This window comes from Streptomyces sp. NPDC005955, from assembly GCF_042871255.1.
Taxonomy (GTDB): Bacteria; Actinomycetota; Actinomycetes; order Streptomycetales; family Streptomycetaceae; genus Streptomyces.
In genome coordinates, this window is record NZ_JBIAIF010000004.1 from 431238 (window position 1) to 451891 (window position 20654).

At 72.5% G+C, this 20654-nt stretch carries 16 protein-coding genes and 2 pseudogenes; 5 read left to right on the forward strand and 13 right to left on the reverse strand.

The genetic code is table 11. From position 1 onward, the window contains the following. Window positions 1-143: 143 nt before the first annotated feature. From ACFYOU_RS13585 to ACFYOU_RS13595, 3 genes are all read right to left on the reverse strand, one after another. Entirely contained in the window at window positions 144-1970 is a 1827-nt protein-coding gene (locus ACFYOU_RS13585) for a glycoside hydrolase family 3 N-terminal domain-containing protein (RefSeq protein WP_391305503.1), read from the reverse strand. A 585-nt stretch (window positions 1971-2555) separates the two neighbouring features. Next, window positions 2556-3548: an MASE1 domain-containing protein gene (locus tag ACFYOU_RS13590; RefSeq protein ID WP_391305504.1), complete on the reverse strand. Its 993-nt coding sequence runs from the start codon at window positions 3546-3548 to the stop codon at window positions 2556-2558. A gap of 202 nt (window positions 3549-3750) precedes the next feature. Then, window positions 3751-4614, reverse strand: coding sequence for a SpoIIE family protein phosphatase (locus tag ACFYOU_RS13595; protein WP_391305506.1), 864 nt, complete (start codon window positions 4612-4614; stop codon window positions 3751-3753). A 211-nt stretch (window positions 4615-4825) separates the two neighbouring features. Between ACFYOU_RS13595 and ACFYOU_RS13600 the strand changes: the two genes are divergently transcribed. Both ACFYOU_RS13600 and ACFYOU_RS13605 read left to right on the forward strand, forming a co-directional pair. Then, the gene (locus tag ACFYOU_RS13600; protein WP_391305508.1) at window positions 4826-5572 is read left to right on the forward strand and encodes an SMI1/KNR4 family protein; all 747 of its coding nucleotides are present in this window, start codon (window positions 4826-4828) and stop codon (window positions 5570-5572) included. 133 nt (window positions 5573-5705) lie between these two features. After that, window positions 5706-6080 (forward strand): nuclear transport factor 2 family protein, encoded by a 375-nt coding sequence (locus ACFYOU_RS13605; protein WP_391305510.1) that lies wholly within the window; start codon window positions 5706-5708, stop codon window positions 6078-6080. Between the two features lie 55 nt (window positions 6081-6135). Here the strand turns inward: ACFYOU_RS13605 and ACFYOU_RS13610 are convergent, their stop codons facing one another. The 4 genes and pseudogenes from ACFYOU_RS13610 to ACFYOU_RS13625 form a co-directional block, all read right to left on the reverse strand. Next, a complete protein-coding gene (locus ACFYOU_RS13610; RefSeq protein ID WP_391305511.1) occupies window positions 6136-7500 on the reverse strand; it encodes an FAD-dependent oxidoreductase in 1365 nt (454 codons plus the stop codon). A gap of 126 nt (window positions 7501-7626) precedes the next feature. After that, the gene (locus ACFYOU_RS13615; RefSeq protein WP_385492994.1) at window positions 7627-7977 is read right to left on the reverse strand and encodes a UBP-type zinc finger domain-containing protein; all 351 of its coding nucleotides are present in this window, start codon (window positions 7975-7977) and stop codon (window positions 7627-7629) included. Beyond that, window positions 7974-9472: pseudogene (locus ACFYOU_RS13620) on the reverse strand (ATP-binding protein). The gene ACFYOU_RS13615 and the pseudogene ACFYOU_RS13620 overlap by 4 nt, the downstream one beginning before the upstream one ends. Further along, window positions 9469-10990: pseudogene (locus ACFYOU_RS13625) on the reverse strand (FAD-dependent oxidoreductase). The pseudogenes ACFYOU_RS13620 and ACFYOU_RS13625 overlap by 4 nt, the downstream one beginning before the upstream one ends. A gap of 373 nt (window positions 10991-11363) precedes the next feature. Between ACFYOU_RS13625 and ACFYOU_RS13630 the strand changes: the two are divergent. Together ACFYOU_RS13630 and ACFYOU_RS13635 are read left to right on the forward strand one after the other, a co-directional pair. After that, complete coding sequence (locus tag ACFYOU_RS13630; RefSeq protein WP_389766288.1) at window positions 11364-12725, forward strand: glycoside hydrolase family 18 protein; 1362 nt, start codon at window positions 11364-11366, stop codon at window positions 12723-12725. A gap of 255 nt (window positions 12726-12980) precedes the next feature. Then, window positions 12981-15050 carry a GTP-binding protein gene (locus tag ACFYOU_RS13635; RefSeq protein WP_391305514.1) on the forward strand — a complete coding sequence of 690 codons (2070 nt, stop codon included), beginning with the start codon at window positions 12981-12983 and terminating at the stop codon, window positions 15048-15050. A 45-nt stretch (window positions 15051-15095) separates the two neighbouring features. On the opposite strand, the gene ACFYOU_RS13640 is transcribed toward ACFYOU_RS13635, so the two are convergent. From ACFYOU_RS13640 to ACFYOU_RS13665, 6 genes are all read right to left on the reverse strand, one after another. Continuing rightward, window positions 15096-16313 (reverse strand): alpha-lytic protease prodomain-containing protein, encoded by a 1218-nt coding sequence (locus tag ACFYOU_RS13640; RefSeq protein WP_391305516.1) that lies wholly within the window; start codon window positions 16311-16313, stop codon window positions 15096-15098. A 183-nt stretch (window positions 16314-16496) separates the two neighbouring features. Beyond that, window positions 16497-16913, reverse strand: a complete 417-nt coding sequence (locus ACFYOU_RS13645; protein ID WP_391305517.1) for a hypothetical protein — start codon at window positions 16911-16913, stop codon at window positions 16497-16499. A 193-nt stretch (window positions 16914-17106) separates the two neighbouring features. Then, window positions 17107-17475 (reverse strand): fluoride efflux transporter CrcB, encoded by a 369-nt coding sequence (gene crcB, locus ACFYOU_RS13650; protein ID WP_391305797.1) that lies wholly within the window; start codon window positions 17473-17475, stop codon window positions 17107-17109. Window positions 17476-17492: 17 nt separating this feature from the next. Then, window positions 17493-17951, reverse strand: coding sequence for a CrcB family protein (locus ACFYOU_RS13655; RefSeq protein ID WP_391305519.1), 459 nt, complete (start codon window positions 17949-17951; stop codon window positions 17493-17495). A gap of 128 nt (window positions 17952-18079) precedes the next feature. Beyond that, on the reverse strand, window positions 18080-18907 hold the full coding sequence (locus tag ACFYOU_RS13660) for an MIP/aquaporin family protein (RefSeq protein ID WP_389766280.1): 828 nt from the start codon (window positions 18905-18907) through the stop codon (window positions 18080-18082). 194 nt (window positions 18908-19101) lie between these two features. After that, entirely contained in the window at window positions 19102-19971 is an 870-nt protein-coding gene (locus tag ACFYOU_RS13665) for a Ku protein (protein ID WP_391305521.1), read from the reverse strand. Window positions 19972-20146: 175 nt separating this feature from the next. Between ACFYOU_RS13665 and ACFYOU_RS13670 the strand changes: the two genes are divergently transcribed. After that, complete coding sequence (locus ACFYOU_RS13670) at window positions 20147-20632, forward strand: SRPBCC domain-containing protein (protein ID WP_391305522.1); 486 nt, start codon at window positions 20147-20149, stop codon at window positions 20630-20632. Window positions 20633-20654 lie beyond the last annotated feature (22 nt).

Consider the following 20654-nt stretch of genomic DNA (forward strand, 5'->3'; position numbering starts at 1 on the left):
GGCTCCGCCGGGTCAGACGTGCGTGCGGGGTGGGGCACGGCGGTGGGGGCGGTACGGGACGCGGTGTGCGTGTCACCGGCCTCCGCCCGTGGGGTGGAGCGCCGTCCGGCGCCCGGTGGTCGGCCCGTGGCGACCGTGCCGGGTCAGTCGTCGTACGACAGACCGTGGCCGGAGCGGAAGAGCACCTTCGTCGGGTCGTCGGCCCGCTGGATCGGCACGGGCAGTTTGCCGCGCGGTTCGACACGGCCCGCGATGACCCGGGCGGCGGCCCGCAGTTCCACCTCGGTCCAGCAGTAGGACACGAGGGAGGCCCGGACGCCGCTGAGGTGGGCGATGTCGTACGGGTTGCGGACCGCGAGGTGGATCACGGGCACGCCCGTCGCGATCAGTCGGGACACCAGGGTGCGCTGGGCACTGGTGGCGTTGACGTTGTCGGTGAGGACCACCACGGCGTCCCGGCCCTGGGCCGCGGCGACCGCTTCGTCGATCTTCGCCGCGTCCGGGGCCCGGCCGGTGGCGAGGGCGGTCGTGGTGAGGCCGAGTTCGTCGAACGCCTTGGCCAGCTCCGGCACCGAGGTGCGGTTGGCGTCGGTGGGGAAGGCCGGGCTCGCGCCGACCACCAGCAGCTTCTTCTGCCTGCGGCGCAGCGGGAGCGTCTCGTCCTTGTTGACGAGCAGGGTGGTGGTGCGTTCGGCGATCCGGCCGGCGGCGGCCTTGTGCTTGGCGGCGCCGACGACGCGGTCCACCTCGCGCGGGGAGATGTAGGGGTTGCCGTCGAACAGGCCCACCTTGTGCTTGAGGCGCAGGATGCGCAGCACCGACTCTTCGAGCCGCGCCACGGTGATCTCACCGGACCGCACGGCGGCCAGGACGCCGTTGTAGGCCACGTCGATGTTCGGCGGGAACAGGAGCTGGTCGACGCCGGCCTTGAGAGCGAGGACGGGGACGCGGTCGTCACCGTACTTGGTGCGCACGCCCCGCATGTTGAGGGCGTCGGTGACGATCACCCCGTCGAAGCCGAGCTCGCCGCGCAGCACGCCCTGGAGGATCTTGGGCGAGAGGGTCGCGGGCTCGTTGCTCGGGTCGAGCGCGGGGACCTGGAGGTGCGCGGTCATGATCGAGTCGACGCCGGCGGCGATGGCCGCCTTGAACGGCGGGGCGTCGATCCGGTCCCACTCCTCGCGGGTGTGGGTGATCACGGGGAGTCCGGTGTGGCTGTCCTCGCCGGTGTCGCCGTGTCCGGGGAAGTGCTTGGCGCACGCCACGACACCGGCCCCCTGGTAGCCCTTCACCTGGGCGGCCACCATGCGTCCGACGGCGTTGGCGTCCGCGCCGAACGAGCGCACGTTGATGATGGGGTTGGCCGGGTTGACGTTGACGTCGGCGACCGGGGCGTAGTTCTGGTGGATGCCGAGGGCCGCGAGTTCGGTGCCCGATATCCAGCCGGCGGTGCGCGCGTCGGACAGGCTCCGGCCCGCGCCGAGCGCCATGGCGCCGGGGAGCTGGGTGGCGCCGCTGCCGATGCGGACGTTCGCACCGTGCTCCTGGTCGATGGAGATCAGGGAGGGGATGCCCGTATCGAGTGCGAGCGAGGCGCGCTGGACGCCGTTCGTCAACTCCGCGACCTGGTGGGGGTCCTGAATGTTGTTCGCCCAGCCGGAGAAGTAGATGACACCGCCGATGTGGTACTTGGCGATGAGCTCTGCGGCGGTGGCGACGCCCAGTTCCCGGAGGTTGCGCTCCCGGTCGAACTGGTTGGGGTTGTCGGCCGAGGTACCGTAGAAGTACGGCACGAACAGCTGGCCGATCTTCGCCTCTACGCTCATCTTCGAGATGAGCGTCCTGAGGCCCGCGTCACGCTTGCTGGCGAGTGCGGGGGAGGCCGTTACTCCCACGACGCCCGTGGCTGCCGCCGCGACTACGGTCGCGGAGGCGAGAACGGTTCGTCTGGACAAACTCCGGTCCTGCATGCGGACATGCTCCTTCCAGCCTTGCTCGTCAAGGGAATTGAAGGAAACTTGAAGTACTTCCGAACAGCCGGAAACGTAGCCCGCGGATCATCGGCTAGGCAAGAGGTCTAGACAAAATAGGTCTAGACAAAGTCGGGTCGAAGACCGGCTGACCACCGGAGAACTGGCTCCGTACACGGGCCAGTTCCGGCCACGTCCGCAGGCCGTGTGTCGTTGCGGGAGCGAAGGAACGCGACCGCCCGTCCGGGGCGCACCGACGCCCCCGTGCGAGACCTCGAACACCGGGCTCGACGCACCCGGGCCGGGTCGCGAACGGTGCGCACCGCACCCACCACCCGACCGGGATGGCGCAAAAGGGAGCCCCGACTGGACGGGGGGGACCAGCCGGGGCGGACCAGGGGGACTCGGAGGGCGGTCGCCTCTCGGCGGGGGGCTCCACGAGGCTTCAGCCGAACGATCGTCCTCGTGGGCGAAGGGTTGGGCCCGGGGACACTGTTCCCTCCACGTCCACATCTAGATGAACGATGAACCAGCTGGCTTTGTTCCGGTCCCGTCGTGAGCTGCGGCACGTCACCCGACCTGCGCTCACTCCTCCCGGGGCGGTCGCCGCCGCCCGCCACCCCAGCCGGGCGCCAGCCGCTCGACCACCTCGGCGAGCTCGGCGACCGCCTGCTCGACGCGCAGCCGCATCGTGCGCTGCTCGGTGACGAGCGCGGCCAGCAGCAGGGCGGTCAGGGCGACCGAGCCGTTGAACGCCTGGAGGTTGATCATCACCTCGAACTGGCTGTGCCCCTCGAAGGGGCCGTCGCCGTCGGCCGCGGCGACCGCCGTCACCACCGAGACGAACAGGGCGCACAGGGCCGCACCGGGCAGTTGGAAGCGCACCGCGGCCCAGATCAGCAGCGGGTACACGAGGAAGAGCAGACTGAGCTCACTGGTCGCCACGAAGGGTGCGACGAACCCCGCGCAGACCGCCAGCGCCAGCACCTCGGGCCAGCGGTCGAACGGCAGCGGCCAGCGGGTCCGCCACAGGATGAGCAGGACCGGGGTGACCACGAGCACGCCGAGCGCGTCCCCGGTCCACCACGCCGACCACACCGGCCAGAAGTCCGAGGCGTGGATCCGGCCGCTGAACAACAACTGGCCCACCCCTCCGGTGGCGCTCACGAGCATGCCGACGAGCGCGCCCAGGAACACCAGCACGAAGCCGTCCCGCAGCCGGTCCAGCTCGTTGCGGAAGCCGACCGCCCGCAGGAGGACGTACGCGCACAGCGGGGCGAGCGTGTTCCCGGCCAGGATGCCGATGGCGCTGGGCTGGAGCGGCGTGCTGATGTACTCGACGACGAGCAGGGCACCGAGCGCGACGCCCGGCCAGACCGCAGGTCCGAGCGTCAGCAGCGCCGCGAGGGCGATACCGGTCGGCGGCCAGATGGGGCTGACCACGGAGCCCTCGACCACCAGCGCCTTCAGCAGACCGAGGCGTCCGCCGACGTAGTAGCAGGCCGCGACGGCGAGGTTCTGGAGTACGAGCACCACGGCCCGTCGGCCCTTGGACTGGTTGTTCGCCACGCCAGCCATCAGACACCGCGCGCCGCCGGTCGGGCCGTCGTGACACGCTCGGCCCGCGGCGGGCCCACCCCACGAGGGGCCGCGGACCGGGCCCGCCCCGACCGCCCGCCCCCCCTGCCGGTCCACCCCGCAAGGCCCGGACCGTCCCGGGTGCCGGATCGGGCCGGACCGGACCAGTCCAGACCAGCACCCGGAACGGGTGCCCCGGGCGTCAGGTGCGCTCCTCCCCTTCCCCGCGCCCCGACGCCGCCCCCTGCGGCGGAGCGTCGTGGCTGATGACCAGGACCGCGGCGTCGTCGTCATGGCCGATCGAGTCGGCGATCCGCATCACCGACGTGGCCAGGGACTCGGCGCCCAGGGCGGCGCCGACGCCCACTCCGGCGAGAGTGGCCACCTGGGCCAGCCCTTCGTCGACGGCGAGCGAGGGGCCCTCCACCACCCCGTCGGTGACCAGGACGAAGGCGCCCCGCCCGGTGAGTCGGTACCGGGTGACCGGGTAGGTGACCCCCGACTCGATGCCGAGCGGCAGCCCTCCCTCGTCCTCGACCACGCCGGAGGCGCCGTCGGCGGTGGCCCGGACCAAGGGCACGTGGCCGGCGCGGGCGCTGTCCAGCTCCCAGGCGACCGGATCGAAGCGGACCATCGTGCAGGTGGCGAAGAGCGCGCCGCCGAGCGACAGCAGCAGGTCGTTGGTGCGGCCCAGCAGCTCCCCCGGGTCACTGGTCACCGAGGCCAGCGCCCGCAGGCCGACCCGGACCTGCCCCATGAAGGCGGCGGCCTCGATGGTGTGTCCCTGGACGTCGCCGATGGAGTAGCCGATGCTGCCGTCGGGCAGGACGAAGCCGTCGTACCAGTCGCCCCCGACGTTCAGCCCCGCGAAGGCGGGGGCGTAGCGGGCCGCCACGCTCAGCCCCGGGGCGGCGGGCAGCTCGGTGGGCAGCATGCCGCGCTGGAGGGCGAGTGCCAGTTCCACCTGGGTGCGGTGCGCCTCCGCCCGCGTCCTCGCCTCGGCGGTGAGGGAGCCGAGGCGGGCCAACAGGTCGTCGGGTGGGTCCGCGGGGCGGTTCGACGCCATGATTCAACTCCGCCGCACGTCCGGGTCCGGTCCTGGCTGTGACCTCGCCAGTCTATGCAGATTGTCCGCTTTCGCCCATTGGTGGGCCCGCTGACCGGCGCCCCGACCCGCGCGCCTGCGGCACCGCCCGGTCCCATCGGGTCCGACGGTCCGCGGAACGATCCCGGCATCCGGCCCCGTGTCATGATCGCCCGCTACTAGGCTGACGATCATGGGAGACGACTACGACCCGCGGCCCGTGCTCGCCGCAGCGTCCGGTGGGGCCGAGGGGGCCTGGGACTTCATCAGATGGTTCGCCGAGCGTTGGGCGACCCCCCTCACGCCCGACGACGGTTGGCCCGCCGGTGAACTCCGGGAGCACGCAGGCCGGTTGGGCATCCGACTGCCGGCCGCCGTGCACGCGGCGTACGCGCTCTTCGGGCGCCGGGACGACCTGGTCCGCGCCCAGGACCGGTTGCTGCGGCCCGCGCAGTGGGAGACCGACGCGAGCGGTTCGGTGCTCATCGTCCGGGTGGAGAACCAGTACACGGTCGAATGGGGGGTACCGGTGTCGCGCGACGCCGATGCGTCCGGCGACCGCGCGGACGCCGACCCCCCGATGTGGTTCCGGGCGACCGACGAGGAGGAGTGGCGGCCCTTCCTCGACCGCTTCTCGCTGGGCTGCGTCGAGATGGTGCTGTCCGATCGGCTCCTCGCGCCCGACGGACCCACCGACAACCGTCATCTGGACGCGCCCACGAGCACGGCCCTGACGGAACGGTTCACCCCGCTCCCCCTCGCCCCGTACCCCGTGTGGGCGGTGCCGGACGGGCCGCCCGTGCGCTGGTTCACCGGGGACGGCGTGCTGCTGCGCGCGGACGGCACGGACTGGCTGTGGGCCCGCGCCCGGGACGCCGCGGCGCTGGACGCGGTCCGCTCCGCGCTGCCGGGCGAGTGGCTGCTCGGCGGCGACCACTGAGCGAACGGCCGCCCGCCCGGGGGCGATTACCTCGCGGGTAATCGCCCCCGGCGCGCCGGGCGGGCATCGTGGTGACCACCGCACGGCACACCCCGGTCCGACCTCGGGACCGGGCCCGACGAAAGGCCCCGCGATGACCGCGAACCGCTACGAGAACGCCGCCGCCCGTTACTTCGAGGCGTGGAACGCGGGCTCGCCCGAGGAGGTCGCCCGGGCGGTCGCCGCCGCCTGGACCGAGGACGGCACCTACACGGACCCGCTGGCGGACGTGGCCGGGCACGAGCAGCTCGCCGCGGCGATCAACGGCGTCCACGCGCAGTTCCCCGGGCTGGTGTTCCGGCAGACGGGCGCCGTGGACGGCCACCACGACACGGCCCGGTTCTCCTGGGAGCTGGTGAACCCGGCGGACGGGTCTGCGCCGGCCGCCGGGTCCGATGTGATGGTGCTCGACGAGGACGACCGGATCCGTTCGGTGTTCGGCTTCCTGGACCGGGTGCCGGGCGCCTGATCCACGACGGACGGATGCCGCGGTACGGGGCGTCGAACGCCCCGGCGGCGGGTGTTCACGCCCTGGTCGCCCGCAGTGCGGCCGTGTGCTCGCGGACCTGTTCCGGAGTCAGGTACGCATCGGTGTGCTCGAAGTCGCGCAGGGTGGCCGGGGTCCGCGCGAGGAATCCGGTGCGGACGAAGTCGTCCCCGGCGACCGCGTTGAGCACCCAGTTGGTCAGCACCCGCGTCTTGGCCACGTTGGTGCGCAGCGCCGACCAGTGGTAGCCGCGGGCCACCACCTGGGCGGGCAGGCCCCGCAGTTCGACACCGAGCGGCTTGGACACGGCGTCCTTGCCGCCGAGGTCGACCACGAGCCCGAGGTCCCGGTGTTCGTAGGGCTGGAGCGGCTGGTCGCGCAGCGTGGCGATGACGTTGTCGGCGACCTTGCTGCCCTGGCGCGAGGCGTGCTGCGCCGTGGGGGGACACACCGCGTCGCCGCCCTTGGCGACGTCGGGGACGGCGCCGGCGTCACCGAGGGCGAAGACGCCGTCGGTGCCGGGCAGGCTCATGTCGGCGCGCACGGCGAGCCGTCCGCGCACCGTCTCGGCGCCCAGCGTGGCGATCAGCGGGCTGGCGGCCACCCCGGCGGTCCAGATGAGGGTGCGGCACGGCAGGACCCGGCCGTCGGTCAGGGTCACCTCGTCGGCCGCCGCCTCGGCCACCGAGACGCCGAGCGAGACCTCGATCCCGCGTCGGCGCAGGATCGCCAGGGCGTCGAGCCCCAGCTTGTCGCCGAGCTCGGGCATGAGCTTCGGGGCGATGTCGACGAGGTGCCACTTGATCTGTCGGGCGTCGAGCCGCGGGTAGCGCCGCACGGCGCTGGTGGTGATGCGTTGCAGGCAGGCGGCGGTCTCGGTGCCCGCGTACCCGCCGCCGACCACGACGAACTGGAGCCGGGAGGCCCGTTCCTCCTCGTCGTGACTGGCATCGGCGAGGTCGAGCTGGGCGATGACGTGGTCCCGGATGTAGGTGGCCTCGGCCAGGGTCTTCATCCCGCGGGCGTGGTCCACCAGTCCGGGGATGTCGAACGTGCGGGTGACGCTGCCCGGAGCCAGGACGACGATGTCGTACGGCACGTTCACGACCTCGTCGGTGATCTTCCGGATCACACAGACCTTCGCCGCCGCGTCCACCCCGATGGCGCCACCGGGGATGATCCGGGTGCGGTGCCGGCGGCTGCGCCGCAGCGACACCGCGATGGACTGCGGGGTCAGCACCCCCGAGGCGACCTGCGGCAACAGGGGCAGGTAGAGCTGGTACGAGAACGGGGTGACGAGGGTGATGTCCGCTTCCCCGGGCGTCAGCCGCCGCTCCAGCCTGCGGACGCACTCCACCCCGGCGAAACCGGCGCCCACCACGAGAATCCTGGGTCGTGCCACGGTGACCGTCCTTCCTGGACCGCTCGTCCGTACGCCGCTCCGGCTGCCCGGGCGACCGGCCGTCACCCCCATCCTTGTGCGCGGGCGGCGAACCCGCCCGCTGGGCAGCACCCAAGGGATGACGGATCAGCGCAGCGTGTCGGCCCAGTTCGGGGGGACGCGGCCGGCGGGGCCGGGCGCGGCCTGGTCCTCGGGGTGGGACTCGGGCGGTGCGAGCGCCGGACCCGACTCGTACATCTGCTCGGTCTTGTAGTTCCAGAACCACTGCTCGCCGGGCTCGAAGCTCCGTATCAGGGGGTGTCCGGTGGCCCTGGCGTGTGCGGTGGCGTGTTGCGCGGGGGAGCTGTCACAGCAGCCGATGTGTCCGCACCGGGCGCACCGGCGCAGGTGGAACCACCAGCCGCCGCTGTCCTCGCATTCGGCGCAGCCGGTGCCGGACGGCTCCGCGGTGGGGTCGATTCCTTCGGGCACGGTCATGGTGTCTCCTCGGGGGGCTGGGGGGTACCCGGCGTGTCGGGCTCCGCCGGGGTCAGGGGCAGCCGCTCTGGAACCGTGTGTCGCCCGGTTCCGCGCGGGCGACCCTGAGGTCCCCGTGGTGTTTGTTGACGACGATCCGCCAGGAGATGTCGAGGCCGAGTCCGGTGCCCTCCCCGACCGGCTTCGTGGTGAAGAACGGGTCGAAGATCCGGTCCCTGATCTCGGGCGGGACGCCCGGGCCGGTGTCCGCGAACTCCACGAGGAGCCGGTCCCCGTCGCGTGCGGTCCGCACGGTCAACCGCCCCTGGTCGGGGTCGTCCTCCCGGTGGGCGCTGCGCATCGCGGCGACGGCGTTGTCGATCAGGTTGGTCCACACCTGGTTCAGCTCGCCGGGGAAGGCGGGGATCCTCGGGAGGGTGGTGTCGTACTCCTTGACGACGGTGACGCCGGGGCCCATCTTCCCGCCGAGCATCAGCAGGGTGGCGTCGAGGAGTTCGTGCACATCGGTGTTCTGGTGCGGTGCGCGATCGAGCTGGGAGTACTGTCGGGCCGCCCCGACGAGGTCGGAGATCCGGGTCGCGGAGTCCCCGATCTCGTTCATCAGGAGCTCCGTCTCCACGGTGTAGTTCAGCCAGCGGACGGCGCCTTCGAGGGCGCCCTCCTGCACGGTGACCGCGATCTCGTCGAGCCAGTCGGTGTCGAGGCCCGCCTGGACGAAGACGGGCGCGAGCTGCCAGCCGTCCGCGACGCCGTGCTCGTCCAGCCAGTCGCCGATGGCGTCCTCGCGGTCGGTGGCCTCCAACGGGGTGAGGGCGGGGGCCTTGGCGACCCGGTCGGCGGTGCGCTCCTGGAGTCCGACCAGGGCCGCCAGGGTGTCCCGGTGGTACGGGCCGGCGGCGAGCACGGCGAGCTTGTGCCGCATTCCGGCGACGCGTTCGCGCAGGGAGGCGGTGGCGCGCACGGCCGCCGCCGCGGGGTTGTTCAACTCGTGGGTGAGACCGGCGGACAGCGAGCCGAGGGCGAGCAGGCGCTCGCGCTGTCCGATCGCCTGTTGGGCGGTGCGGTTGCCGAAGAACACGCCCTCCAGCAGGTGCACCGCCATGGGGAACCACTCGTGCATGACGGCGGCGAACGTGTCGGCGGGCAACACGAAGAAGCGGGACGGCTCAGTGACCCGCAGTGAGCTGTTGTACCGCTGGGGCACCCGGTCCCCCAGATAGGACTGGAAGGCCCCCGCGTAGACCCCGGGCGCGGAGGTGCGGGTGATCTCGACGTCGTCGGCGCCCACCCGCCGGGAGAGCACCACGGTGCCGTCCAGCAGGACGTAGAAGCAGGTCGCCGGCTCCCCCTCGGTGTACACGGGTCCCGTCGGGTGGCGTTCGACCGTGCCTTCGTCGCACAGCCGGTCCAGTTGTTCGGGGGTCAGCTTCTCGAAGAGGAACAGCCCGCGCAGTTCCTCCGTCTCGCACGGCAGGGCGGTCGGTCCTTCGTTCATGACTGCTCCAGGTACCGGTGCACCAGCATCACGGCCATGGCGCCCTCGCCCACGGCGGAGGCGACGCGTTTCGCGGACTCGGCGCGGGCGTCCCCGGCGACGAACACGCCCGGCACCGCGGTCTCCAGGTGGTAGGGCGGGCGGTCGAGTTCCCAACCGGTCGGCGGGGTGCCGTCCGGGGAGAGGTCCGGTCCGGCCAGGATGAACCCGCGGGCGTCCCGGGCGACGGTGCCGTCCAACCAGTCGGTGAGCGGGGCGGCGCCGATGAACACGAACAGCCACTGCGCGTCGACCCGTTCGGTGCGGTCGATGCGGGTGTCGCGCAGGGTGATCCCTTCGAGGTGGCCGGTGCCGTGGGCGGACTCCACGACGGTGCCGGTGCGGACGGTGATGTTCGGGGCGTCCTGGACCTGTTGGACCAGGTAGTGCGACATGGACGCGGCCAGTGATGCGCCCCGGACGAGCAGGGTGACGGACTTGGCGCTGCGGGACAGGTACACGGCCGCCTGACCGGCCGAGTTGGCGCCGCCGACGACGTACACGTCATGGTCCTGGCAGGCCGCGGCCTCGGTGAGGGCCGACCCGTAGTAGACGCCGCGGCCGGTGAAGTCGGCCACGCCCGGCGCGTCGAGTTGCCGGTACGACACGCCGGTGGCGAGCAGCACGCTGTGGGCGGTGATGGCGCTGCCGTCGTGGAACCGCACCGACCGTGCGGCTCCGGTCACCTCCAGTGCGGTGACCTCGCGGGCGGTGAGGATCTCGGCGCCGAACCGGGTCGCCTGGCGGCGGGCCCGGTCGGTGAGCTGGGAGCCGGAGACCCCGTCGGGGAAGCCGAGGTAGTTCTCGATGCGGGAGCTGGGCGGCGAGCTCCTGGTCCGGTGGTTCCACCAGGGTCGTGCCGTCCGCGGTGATCACCAGCGGTAGTCGTAGGGCGTCGACCCCGGCCGCCGCCAGGAGCCGGCGCCCCTCGGGCTCGTCGGAGGAGTACCAGCGGTAGGGGACCTGGTTGCGGGCGAGGAACTCCCGGACCTCGGAGCACCGCGCCGACCAGCGGTGACCGACGACCTTGGTGGTCGCGACGGTGCGGTGGTCGGCGTGCCGCCAGGACTCCAGCAGCTCGTCGAGGACGGGGTACAGCTTCTCCTCGGGCGGGTCCCAGGGCTTGAGCAGGTAGTGGTCGAGGTCGACGACGTTGATCGCGTCGATCGCCGCTCCGGTGTCGGCGTAGGCGGTGAGGAGGACGCGGCGGGCGGCGGGGAAGACGTCGAGTGCCTGTTCGAGGAACTCGATGCCGTTCATCTGGGGCATCCGGTAGTCGGCGAGCAGCACGGCGACCTGGTCCCCGCGCAGCTTCAGCTCGCGCAGCGCTTCCAGGGCCGTCTCGCCGGACTCGGCGCGCACGATGCGGTGGTCAGCTCCGTAGCGTCGCCGCAGGTCACGGGCGACCGCCCGGGACACTCCCGGGTCGTCGTCCACGGTGAGGATCACGGTGCGTGTCACGGCGGAGGGTTCCGGCATGGGTCTCCCGCCCCCCGGGTTGATGACCGCGGCACCGTCCGGGCGCCACGCTCCATCGTAGGAGGGTTCACCGCTTCCTGCTGGGCGTCGCCCCGTGAAACGGCGCGCCGGTCGCCCGCCCCGGCCCCGGCACGGCGTGCCGGCCCTCCGCCGGGGAGACGCCGGTGATCGCGGCTGCCCGTCCGGCACATCATCGTCGAACACCTCCGACATAACTGACGTGACGTCAAATCGGCATGACGTCAACGGGGTTGGGGTAGATCGGGCGGGACGTCGGTGTGCGCGCGGCCCGGCGGGCGGACGATCCGACTCCGACCGCGGTTCACCGGTTCAACCTCTTGACCCTGATGGTCCAGACCAATAACTTCCCGGCATGCGTCGAAGAATTCTCGCGCGGCTGGCGATAGCCGCCTGCGCCACGTCTCTTCCGGTTTCGCTGCTGGTCACGGCCCCCGCCTCGGCCGATTCCAGCAGTTCGCAGAACGACAAGAAGAACCAGCAGAGCGAGCTGAGGCGGATCGGCTACTTCACCCAGTGGGGCGTCTACGGGCGCGACTTCCAGGTCCAGGACCTGGACAAGAGCGGTGCGGCGGCACGGCTCACCCACATCAACTACGCCTTCGGGAACGTCTCCCCCCAAGGCAAGTGCTTCCTCGACAGCGTGCCCGGTGAGGGCGACCCGTGGGCGGACTACGTCCGTCCCATCGACGCGGCGAACTCCGTCGACGGCGTCGCGGACACCTACGACCAGCGGCTGGCCGGCAACTTCAACCAGCTCGTCGAGCTGAAGAAGAAGCACCCGGGCCTCAAGGTCTTGATCTCGCTGGGCGGCTGGAGCTGGTCCACGCACTTCTCCAACGCCGTCAGCACCCCGGCGAAGCGCAAGGCGTTCGTCAAGTCCTGCGTCGACCTCTACATCAAGGGCAACCTGCCCCAGGACGGCACCCGCGGCGGCGAGGGGGCCGCGGCCGGCGTCTTCGACGGCATCGACGTCGACTGGGAGTGGCCCGGTTCCTCGGGCGAGGACGACACGCCCTACACCCCCGAGGACAAGAAGAACTTCACCGCGCTCATCCGCGAGTTCCGCACCGAACTCGACGGATACGCGAAGGCGCAGCAGAAGCAGGGCCAGCAGCGCAAGCACTACGAGCTGTCGGCGTTCGTGCCCACCGCTCCGGCGAAGATCGACGCGGGCTTCGAGGTCCGCAAGATCATGCGGGACTTCGACTTCGTGAACCTCCAGGGCTACGACTTCCACGTGTCCGGCGAGAAGACCACGAACCAGCAGTCCGCGCTGTACGCCAAGGACGACTTCAGCGTGGACCAGACGGTCAACGACTGGCTGCGGCGCGGGGCACCCGCCGACAAGCTGGTCGTCGGCATGCCCCTGTACGGCCAGGGCTGGACCGGGGTGTCGGGCGGCGGCGACGGCCTGCACCAGCCGAACACGGGTCCGGCGCCCGCCAAGCACCAGGCCGGGTACGAGGACTACAAGGAGCTCAAGAAGCTCGCGGCCTCGGGCACGTACAAGGTGTACCGGGACAAGAAGAACGGCCACGCCTGGCTGTTCGACGGCAACTCCCTGTGGACGTACGACGACCCGAAGGTGCTGCGCACCAAGGCGGAGTACGTGGTGGACCGGGGGCTCGGCGGAGCCATGGTCTGGTCGCTCGACGGCGACACGGCCGACGGTGAGGGCATCCGCGCCATCGACCGGGGTCTCGACGACGACTGACGGTCCGCACGCGCTACTCGGGCGCGCCGCGCCGGTGCCCGGGGGGACGGGGTCACACGTCCCCCCGGGCACCTTCCGCTGTCCGGAGCCGGCCCGGCAGCCGTGCGGACACCGGGCGGAAAACCGGTTGCCCGGTCCCCGGGCGGGCTGCTGAACTCGGTCCTCACCACCGGTCGACCCAGGAGGCGGTCATGCGAGGAGCTCTCACGTCCAGCGAGAAGGTCATGCCCGACGACCACAGGGACGGAAAGCTCCTTGCGTACGCTCAACCTGGGAATCCTGGCGCACATCGACGCCGGTAAGACGAGCCTGACCGAGCGGCTGCTGTACGCCGCCGGAGTCATCGACGCGATCGGTCGCGTCGACGACGGCACCACACAGACCGATTCGCTGGCGCTGGAGCGCCGGCGCGGCATCACCATCAGGTCGGCCGTGGTCTCCTTCACCCTCGGGGACGTCACGGTCAACCTCCTCGACACCCCCGGTCACCCCGACTTCATCGCCGAGGTGGAACGGGTGCTCGGCGTGCTCGACGGGGCCGTGCTGGTCGTGTCGTCCGTCGAGGGCGTCCAGGCGCGGACCCGGGTGCTGATGCGGACCCTGACCCGGCTCGGCATCCCGACGCTCGTCTTCGTGAACAAGGTGGACCGCGCGGGCGCCGACCCCGATCAGGTGCTGCGCGAGGTGTCGGCGCGACTGACCCCCGCGTCGGTCGCGGCGGCCACCGTGCACGCGCCGGGCACCCGACGGGCTCGGGTACGGGCGTTCGGCGCGGCGGACGCGCCCTTCCGCGCGGACCTCCTGGAACTGCTCACCGAACGCGACGACGCACTGCTCGCCCGGTACGTCGACGACGAGCGCGATGTCCCCTACGACCTGCTGCGCGCCTGCCTCGCGTCCCAGACCCGCGCGGGCCGGGTCCATCCGGTGTTCTTCGGCTCGGCCGTGACCGGCGCCGGAATCGACGCGCTGGTCGACGCCCTCCCGGAACTGCTGCCCGCCGCCGAGGGGCCCTCGGACGGGCCGGTGTCGGGCACGGTCTTCAAGGTGGAACGCGGACCGGCCGGGGAACGCATCGCCTACGCCCGGCTGTTCTCCGGAACGGTCCGCGGCCGGGACCGACTGGTGTGCGCCGACCCGGACGGGCGCAGCACCGAGGCCAAGGTGACGGCCGTCGAGGTCTTCGAGGAGGGCGGGTTCCGGCGGGGCGCGGAGGCGACCGCGGGACGGATCGCCCGGCTACGGGGGCTCACCGGCGTCCGGATCGGCGACCGTCTGACCGCCGCCGGCCCCGGGCCCCACGGCTCGGGCCCGCCGCCGTCCGGGGCACGCGGCCGCCAGTTCGCGCCGCCGACCCTGGAGACGGTGGTCACACCGGTGCGGGACCGGGACCGGGGGGCCTTGCACAGCGCCCTCACCCTGCTCGCCGAGCAGGACCCGCTGATCGACCTCCGACAGGACGACATCCGTCACGAGGTGTCCGTCTCGCTCTACGGCGAGGTGCAGAAGGAGGTCATCCAGGCGACGCTGGCCGAGGAGTTCGGGGTGGCGGTGACCTTCCGTCCCTCCACGACGATCCATCGGGAGCGGCTGTTGGGCACCGGCGAGGCCGTCGAACGGCTGGACCGGGAGCAGGGCAGGGGGGCGGGACCGGAGGGGAACCCCTTCCTGGCCACCGTGGGGCTGCGGGTGGAGCCCGCGCCGGAGGGCACCGGGGTGGAGTTCCGGCTGGGCATCGAACTCGGCTCGCTGCCGCTGGCCTTCATCAAGGCGGTGGAGGAGTCGGTGCGCGAGACGTTGCTCCAGGGTCTGCACGGTTGGCGTATCGCGGACGGTGTCGTCGTCCTCACGACCTCGGCCTACGCACCTCGGCAGAGCCATGCGCACGCCACCTTCGACAAGGCGATGTCGAGCACCGCCGGGGACTTCCGCCAGCTGACCCCGCTGGTCCTGGTCGCGGCGCTGCGCCGGGCCGGTACGGAGGTCCTGGAGCCGGTGCACCGGTTCCGGCTGGAGGTTCCGGCCGGCGCCTTCGCCCCGGTGTGGGGCTTACTGGCCGGGCTCGGCGCCCGGCCCGACACGCCCCGCCTCACGGACGCCCGGTGCGTGCTGGAGGGGGACGTGCCGGCAGCCGGACTCCAGGAACTGGAACGGCAGTTGCCGACCCTGACCGGCGGAGAGGGGGTCCTGGAGTCGGCGTTCGGCCACTACCGGCCGGTCGCGGGTGCGCCGCCGAGCCGGCCGCGCACCGACCTCGACCCCCTGGACCGCAAGGGGTACTTGTTGCGGGTCCTGCGTCGGGTCCGGGCAGGCGCCGGGCGTTGACGCGTGGCCCGGTCCGCGCCGCCGTCCGGGTCGGGGGAGCTCCGGTCAGTCGTCGTCCCGGGCGGGCTCCTCGTCCACGGGCGGCGGAGCGGTCTCCTGGTGCGGCGGGCTCGCCGGGCCCGTCGGGTCGCCGGGCTGCTCTCCCTCGTTGCCCGCCGGGGCACCGATCCGTGCCCCGAACGCCTCCAGCGCCGTGGTGACCGGCTGGAAGAAGGTGACCCCGCCGCTGGTGCAGTTGCCGCTGCCGCCCGAGGTGAGCCCGACGGCGGCGCCCTCCCCGGTGAACAGGGGGCCGCCGCTGTCCCCGGGCTCGGCGCAGACGTCGGTCTGGATGAGCCCGGAGACGGTGCCCTCGGGATAGTTCACGGTGGCGTTCAGACCGGTCACCCGACCGTCGTGCAACCCCGTGGTGCTGCCCATCCGTTGCACCGACTGCCCCACGGTGGCGTCGGCGGCCCGGTCGATGGCGACGCTCCGCCCCTGCCCGGTGTTGACGCTGCTCGGCGCCCGGACGCCCGGGTCGTCGTACCCGACGAGGGCGAGGTCGCCGGCGCCCGGGAAGGTGGCCGCCCGGACGCTGCCCAGCACCGTGCCGTTGTCGTCGCTCCACCGGGCCGCGGCGACCGCGCAGTGGCCGGCGGTGAGGAAGCCCGGGGTCCCCTCCCTGGTGGTGACGTTGAAGCCGAGCGAACATCGGGCACCGCCGCCGAAGATGGCGTCGCCCCCTTCGACGAAGGGGGCGAACTCGCCCGCCGAGCGTTCGATCCGGGCGACTGAGTCGCCGAGCCCGGCAACGGCCCGCGTCAGCCGGTCCCACCGCTCGCCCGTGACGGTGCGGTCGGCGGTGACACGTATCTGGTTGGTCACCGGGTCAACGGCCCAGGAGGTGCCGGGGATGGTGGCCCGCTCCTTCAACTCCCTTGATGCCACTCGGAGTTGACTGGTGCTGCGGTCGACACCGCGGATGACCGCGCCGGACTCGCGCGCCTCCTCGACGGCGGCGCCGTCCGCACGGACGACGTTGACGACGAGTTGTTGCCGGTCCACGTCGTAGTACGAGCCGCCGTGGTCCCGGCCGAGCGTCGCGGCGAGTCGGGAGGCGAGCTCCGATGCGGCGAGGGGGGTGAGTTGTCTGGGGCCGAACGCCAGCGCCGCCTCGGGGGAGGCGCTGGCGTTCGGCAGGACGACGGCGGCAGCGGCGAGCGCGACCACCGCGGCTCCCGCGACCACGGCCTTGCGCGGGGGGATGCGTCGGTGATTCATCGGGGTGACCTCCTGGGGAACGCGGTCGACACGACCACCGGACTGCGGTGGCGGTGTCGGACCGCGGGACGTCTGAACGCCGTGTGATACGCAGGGGACGCGTGGGGCGTTCAGATCGCCGCCTGTGGGATGGGCCACCCCATCTCCCCGTCCCTCAGGGCGACTTGTCCTGTTCCGGTCGGGTCACACCCGGGTGCCCACCGCGATCCGGCTGTTGCCGGAGAGGCGGACGAGTGCGCGCAGCACGATCGCGAGCCGGCCCTCGTCGAGGTGTTGGACGAGGGACAGCTCGACCTGTTGGGAGCCCGCCATGGAGAGCAGCAGGGCGAGGAACACCCGCTCCGACGCCGTCAGTTCCAGGCCGTCCAGACGTCCCGCGAGCCGCACCCAGTCGCATCGGGGGCCACCGGGCCCGTCGTCCCGGACGAGGACCCGGCAGACGTCCTCGCGCGACAGGAGCGCGCCCTCTTCCACCAGGGCGGTGACGACCGCTCTGTCCCGCCCGGTGACCGCCCAGCGCTGGAGCGCGCTCGGCACCGACAGCGGCGGGCCGCCCCCCGGTTCGGGCACGGCGACGTCGTTGTCTCGGCTGATGGGCATGCGGGCCTCCGCGGGGCGCGTCCACCCGGAACGATCGTGCCGGCGGTCCCGGCCGGGTACCGCACCCGGCCGTGGCCGCTGGTGCGGTCCGGTCTCACCTGCTCATACGCTCATCGCACACGAATGGTTCACTCGGCGGAGCGTCACCTTCCTCACACCGCACCGGGAGTCGACGTGCCGGTCGGCTCCCGCCTCAGAGCGCGGTGGCCGCCGCCACCCCCGCGAAGGCCGCGCCCACCCCGGCCGCCGTGCTCCCCAGGACGTTGAGGACGGCCCGCCCCGACGCACCCTCCTCGGCGAGCCGCAGGGTCTCGTAGGCGAAGGTGGAGTACGTGGTGAGCGCCCCGCAGAAGCCGGTTCCGAGCAGGGCGTACACGCGCGAGTCCCCCGCCCCGGCGAGGACCGCGCCGGTCAGCAGCCCCAGCACCAGCGAGCCGACGACGTTCACGGCGAAGGTGCCCCAGGGGAAGAGGGTGTCGTGCCGGGCCCGGACCGCCCGGTCCGTCAGATAGCGCAGCGGCGCACCGACCGCGGCGCCCAGCAGGACGAGCAGCCACTCCACGGCTCCCCCGGACCCCGTCACGACCGGCCCCGCCGCAGCGCCCACCGGGTGAGCCGGGCGCCCGCCCACACCGCGGCGAGCGCGCACAGCGGGGTGAGCAGGAGGTACCCGGCCGCCCGGGTGCCCTCGTCCTGCCGCACGAGGTGCTGTACGTCCACGGCGTACGCGGAGAAGGTGGTGAATCCCCCCAGCACCCCGGTCCCGAGGAACGGCCGCACCAACGGCCCCGGCGTCCGGGCGGCGCTCAACGCGGCCATCAGCACGCCGATCAGTGCGCAACCGACCGCGTTCACGGTCAGAGTGGTCCAGGGGAACGCACCGGCCGGGGTCGGCCACAGCAGCACGGCGCCGTACCGGGCGCCGGCACCCAGGGCTCCGCCGCAGGCCACGGCCGCGACCACCCGGCGCACGGGCGCGGCGCGGTCCGCGGGGGCGATGTCCGGGTCGACGGGTTCACACGCGGGCGGGGCGATCACGCGCGGCTCCTAGTCGGCGGGCCACGGGCGCGCCGTGCGTACCCGTACGGGCGGGGCCGGCCGTCGGGGACGGTGCCGCCGTTCGGGCGGGCCGCCCGCGGGGCCACCCTAGCGGGCGGCCCGCCGGCTCAGCCAGGGCCCTCCGCCGCCGGGACCTGCCCCGGTTCCTGGGGTTCCTCGTCGGCCTGCGGCAGGTACCGTCCGACGAGGACCTTGTACAGCGCGGCGCCCAGCACGCCGCCGATCAGGGGGCCGACGATGGGCACCCAGAAGTAGAAGTTGCCGTACTGGTCCCGCCAGGCGTCGCCGTAGCCGGTGAGGAAACTGGCGAGTCGCGGTCCGAGGTCACGGGCCGGGTTGATCGCGTACCCGGCGTCGGTGCCCCAGGCCATGCCGATGGCGACGATCAGCAGTCCGATGATCAACGCGCCGAGGTTGGCGCCCGGCGGGGTGTTGAGGAGGTCGGTGACCGCGAAGATCACGAACAGCAGGATCGCGGTGCCGATGATCTGGTCGCGCAGGGCACCGAACTCACTGATCGGCAGGGTGCCGTTGCCGGGCAGCGTCGAGAAGACGACCTGCGTCTTCAGGGTGTGCCCGGGGTCGGCCATGGCCAGGACCTCGCTGTAGTTCCACCGGACGAGCAGCGCGGCGACGAACGCACCGGCGGTCTGGGCCAGTGCGTAGGGCAGCACCTTGCGCCACTCGAACCCCTTGAACGCGGCGAGCGCCAGCGTGACCGCGGGGTTGAGGTGCGCACCGCTGAGGCGGGCCGCCACGTAGATGCCGAGCGTGACGCCGAGCCCCCAGGCCCAGGCGATGCTGTCGTGGTCACCGATGCCCGCCGCGACGACCTGGGCGACGACGCCGCAGCCGAAGAGGATGAGGATGAAGGTCCCCGCGAACTCGGCCGAGAGTTCGCCGACCATGCTGTTCCGCCACCCAGGTTTCACCATGAGCACCGGCCTCCTGACCTAGGGGTCCGCCGGGGACCTCCGTTTCCGGGACGGATCCCGGCACCTGTCCAACGGGCCGTCGCACGTGAGACGGCCCCTCGACGATAGGCACGGGAGGTCGCGGACGACGCTACGAGGTGCGGGAAATGCGCCCGTTCGGGCGGTCCACCGCACCCGCGCGGGGGGGGTTCGGGTCAGGAGCCGGCGGCCTTGCGCCGCTTCCCGCCGCCTCGGGTCGGGCGCCGCGGCAGTTCGTGGACCGTCGCCGCCCGCCCGTCGCCCCGGCCCGCCGCGCCCGTCCGTTCCAGGGACCGTTCCAGTGCGGACATCAGGTCCAGCACCTCGCCGCCCGGCTCCGGTTCGGCCGCGCTCGGGGCGGGTGCCCCGGCGTCGCCGGACTTGGCCCTGATGACCTCCTCCAGGGCCTCCTGGTACGCGTCGGTGAACGAGGCGGGGTCGGTCGCGGGCATCGCGTCGACCAGGCTGACGGCCGCGTCGATCTCCCGGTCGTCGATCTCGACGTCGGTGGGCGCGAGCTCCTTCGGGGAGCGGATCTCGTCGGGCCACTTCATGGCGTGCAGGACCAGCACGTCGTCCTTGACCCTCAGCAGCCCGAGGCGTTCGCGGCCGTGCCAGGCGAACTTCGCGACGGCGACCTTGGCGTTGCGCTCCAGTGCCCTGCGCAGCAGCACATAGGGCTTCGCCGCCACCTCGCCGCCGCTCTGGAGGTAGTAGCCCTCCCCGATGCGCAGGGGATCGATGCTCGCGGCGGGCACGAAGCCGGCGATCTCGATGGCCTTGGCCGTGGGGAGCGGGATCGCGTCGAGTTCCTCGTCGGTGATCTCGATGGTGTCGCCGTCCGGGGTCTCGAACCCGCGTCCGATCTCGTCCGCGGTCAGGGCCTGCCCGTCGACGGCGCACACCTTCTTGACCCGGACCCGGGCCATGTCCGTGCGGTGGTACTGGTGGAAGGCGATGGTGTGGCTCTCCGTCGCCGGCAGCACCTTGACCGCGATGGTGACCAGACCGAAGGTGATGGCTCCCGACCACACGGGACGCGGCATGACGAACCTCCTGGCCCTGCCCCCGCTTCCGTTCCCGGGCGCGCCCGGGGCGAGCGGCACCAGCCTAGGGCGGCCCGACGACGACGGCACCCGGAGGTGCCACGGCGGCCGCACCGGACGTGCGGGGCGGGGGCCGCGTCCTTAGGATGCAGTTCCCGGGCCGTACGGAGACGCCATGAAGAACGACCGGTTCGTCCACACCACCTACATCAGGGCCGGAGCCGAGCAGCTGTGGCGGGCCCTCACCGATCCGGCGCTGACCCGGCGCTACTGGCAGGTGGAGCTGCGGTCGGACTGGCGGACCGGTTCCCCGATGACCTGGGTCCTCGCGGACGGCACCGTGATCGAGGACCCGGAGCAGGTGGTCGTCGACGCCACCCCGTACCGACGGCTCGCGTACACCTGGCACACGTTCACCCCCGCGTTCGCGGCATCCGTCGGTCTGGGCGGCACGGTGCACGAGCGCTTGGTCGCGGAGGGGCGTTCGACGGTGTCGTTCGCCCTGGAACCGCTGGGCGAGGTGGTGAAACTGACGGTCGTCCATGAGGGACCGGTGCCCGACAGCACCGTCGTCGCGATGGTCAGCGAGGGCTGGCCGCTGGTGCTGTCGAGCCTCAAGACGCTGGTGGAGACCGGGGAGCCGCTGCCCGAGCCGTCCTAAGCGCCGGTCGTCACGGCGTACC

Excerpts from the sequence above, each read along its gene's own strand:
- ACFYOU_RS13615 (WP_385492994.1), bottom strand. The coding sequence starts at position 7,977 with ATGACCGTGCCCGAAGGAATCGACCCCACCGCGGAGCCGTCCGGCACC.
- ACFYOU_RS13600 (WP_391305508.1), top strand. The coding sequence starts at position 4,826 with ATGGGAGACGACTACGACCCGCGGCCCGTGCTCGCCGCAGCGTCCGGT.
- ACFYOU_RS13595 (WP_391305506.1), bottom strand. The coding sequence starts at position 4,614 with ATGGCGTCGAACCGCCCCGCGGACCCACCCGACGACCTGTTGGCCCGC.
- ACFYOU_RS13585 (WP_391305503.1), bottom strand. The coding sequence starts at position 1,970 with ATGCAGGACCGGAGTTTGTCCAGACGAACCGTTCTCGCCTCCGCGACC.
- ACFYOU_RS13660 (WP_389766280.1), bottom strand. The coding sequence starts at position 18,907 with ATGGTGAAACCTGGGTGGCGGAACAGCATGGTCGGCGAACTCTCGGCC.
- ACFYOU_RS13640 (WP_391305516.1), bottom strand. The coding sequence starts at position 16,313 with ATGAATCACCGACGCATCCCCCCGCGCAAGGCCGTGGTCGCGGGAGCC.
- ACFYOU_RS13630 (WP_389766288.1), top strand. The coding sequence starts at position 11,364 with ATGCGTCGAAGAATTCTCGCGCGGCTGGCGATAGCCGCCTGCGCCACG.
- ACFYOU_RS13645 (WP_391305517.1), bottom strand. The coding sequence starts at position 16,913 with ATGCCCATCAGCCGAGACAACGACGTCGCCGTGCCCGAACCGGGGGGC.
- ACFYOU_RS13590 (WP_391305504.1), bottom strand. The coding sequence starts at position 3,548 with ATGGCTGGCGTGGCGAACAACCAGTCCAAGGGCCGACGGGCCGTGGTG.
- ACFYOU_RS13665 (WP_391305521.1), bottom strand. The coding sequence starts at position 19,971 with ATGCCGCGTCCCGTGTGGTCGGGAGCCATCACCTTCGGTCTGGTCACC.
- ACFYOU_RS13605 (WP_391305510.1), top strand. The coding sequence starts at position 5,706 with ATGACCGCGAACCGCTACGAGAACGCCGCCGCCCGTTACTTCGAGGCG.
- ACFYOU_RS13670 (WP_391305522.1), top strand. The coding sequence starts at position 20,147 with ATGAAGAACGACCGGTTCGTCCACACCACCTACATCAGGGCCGGAGCC.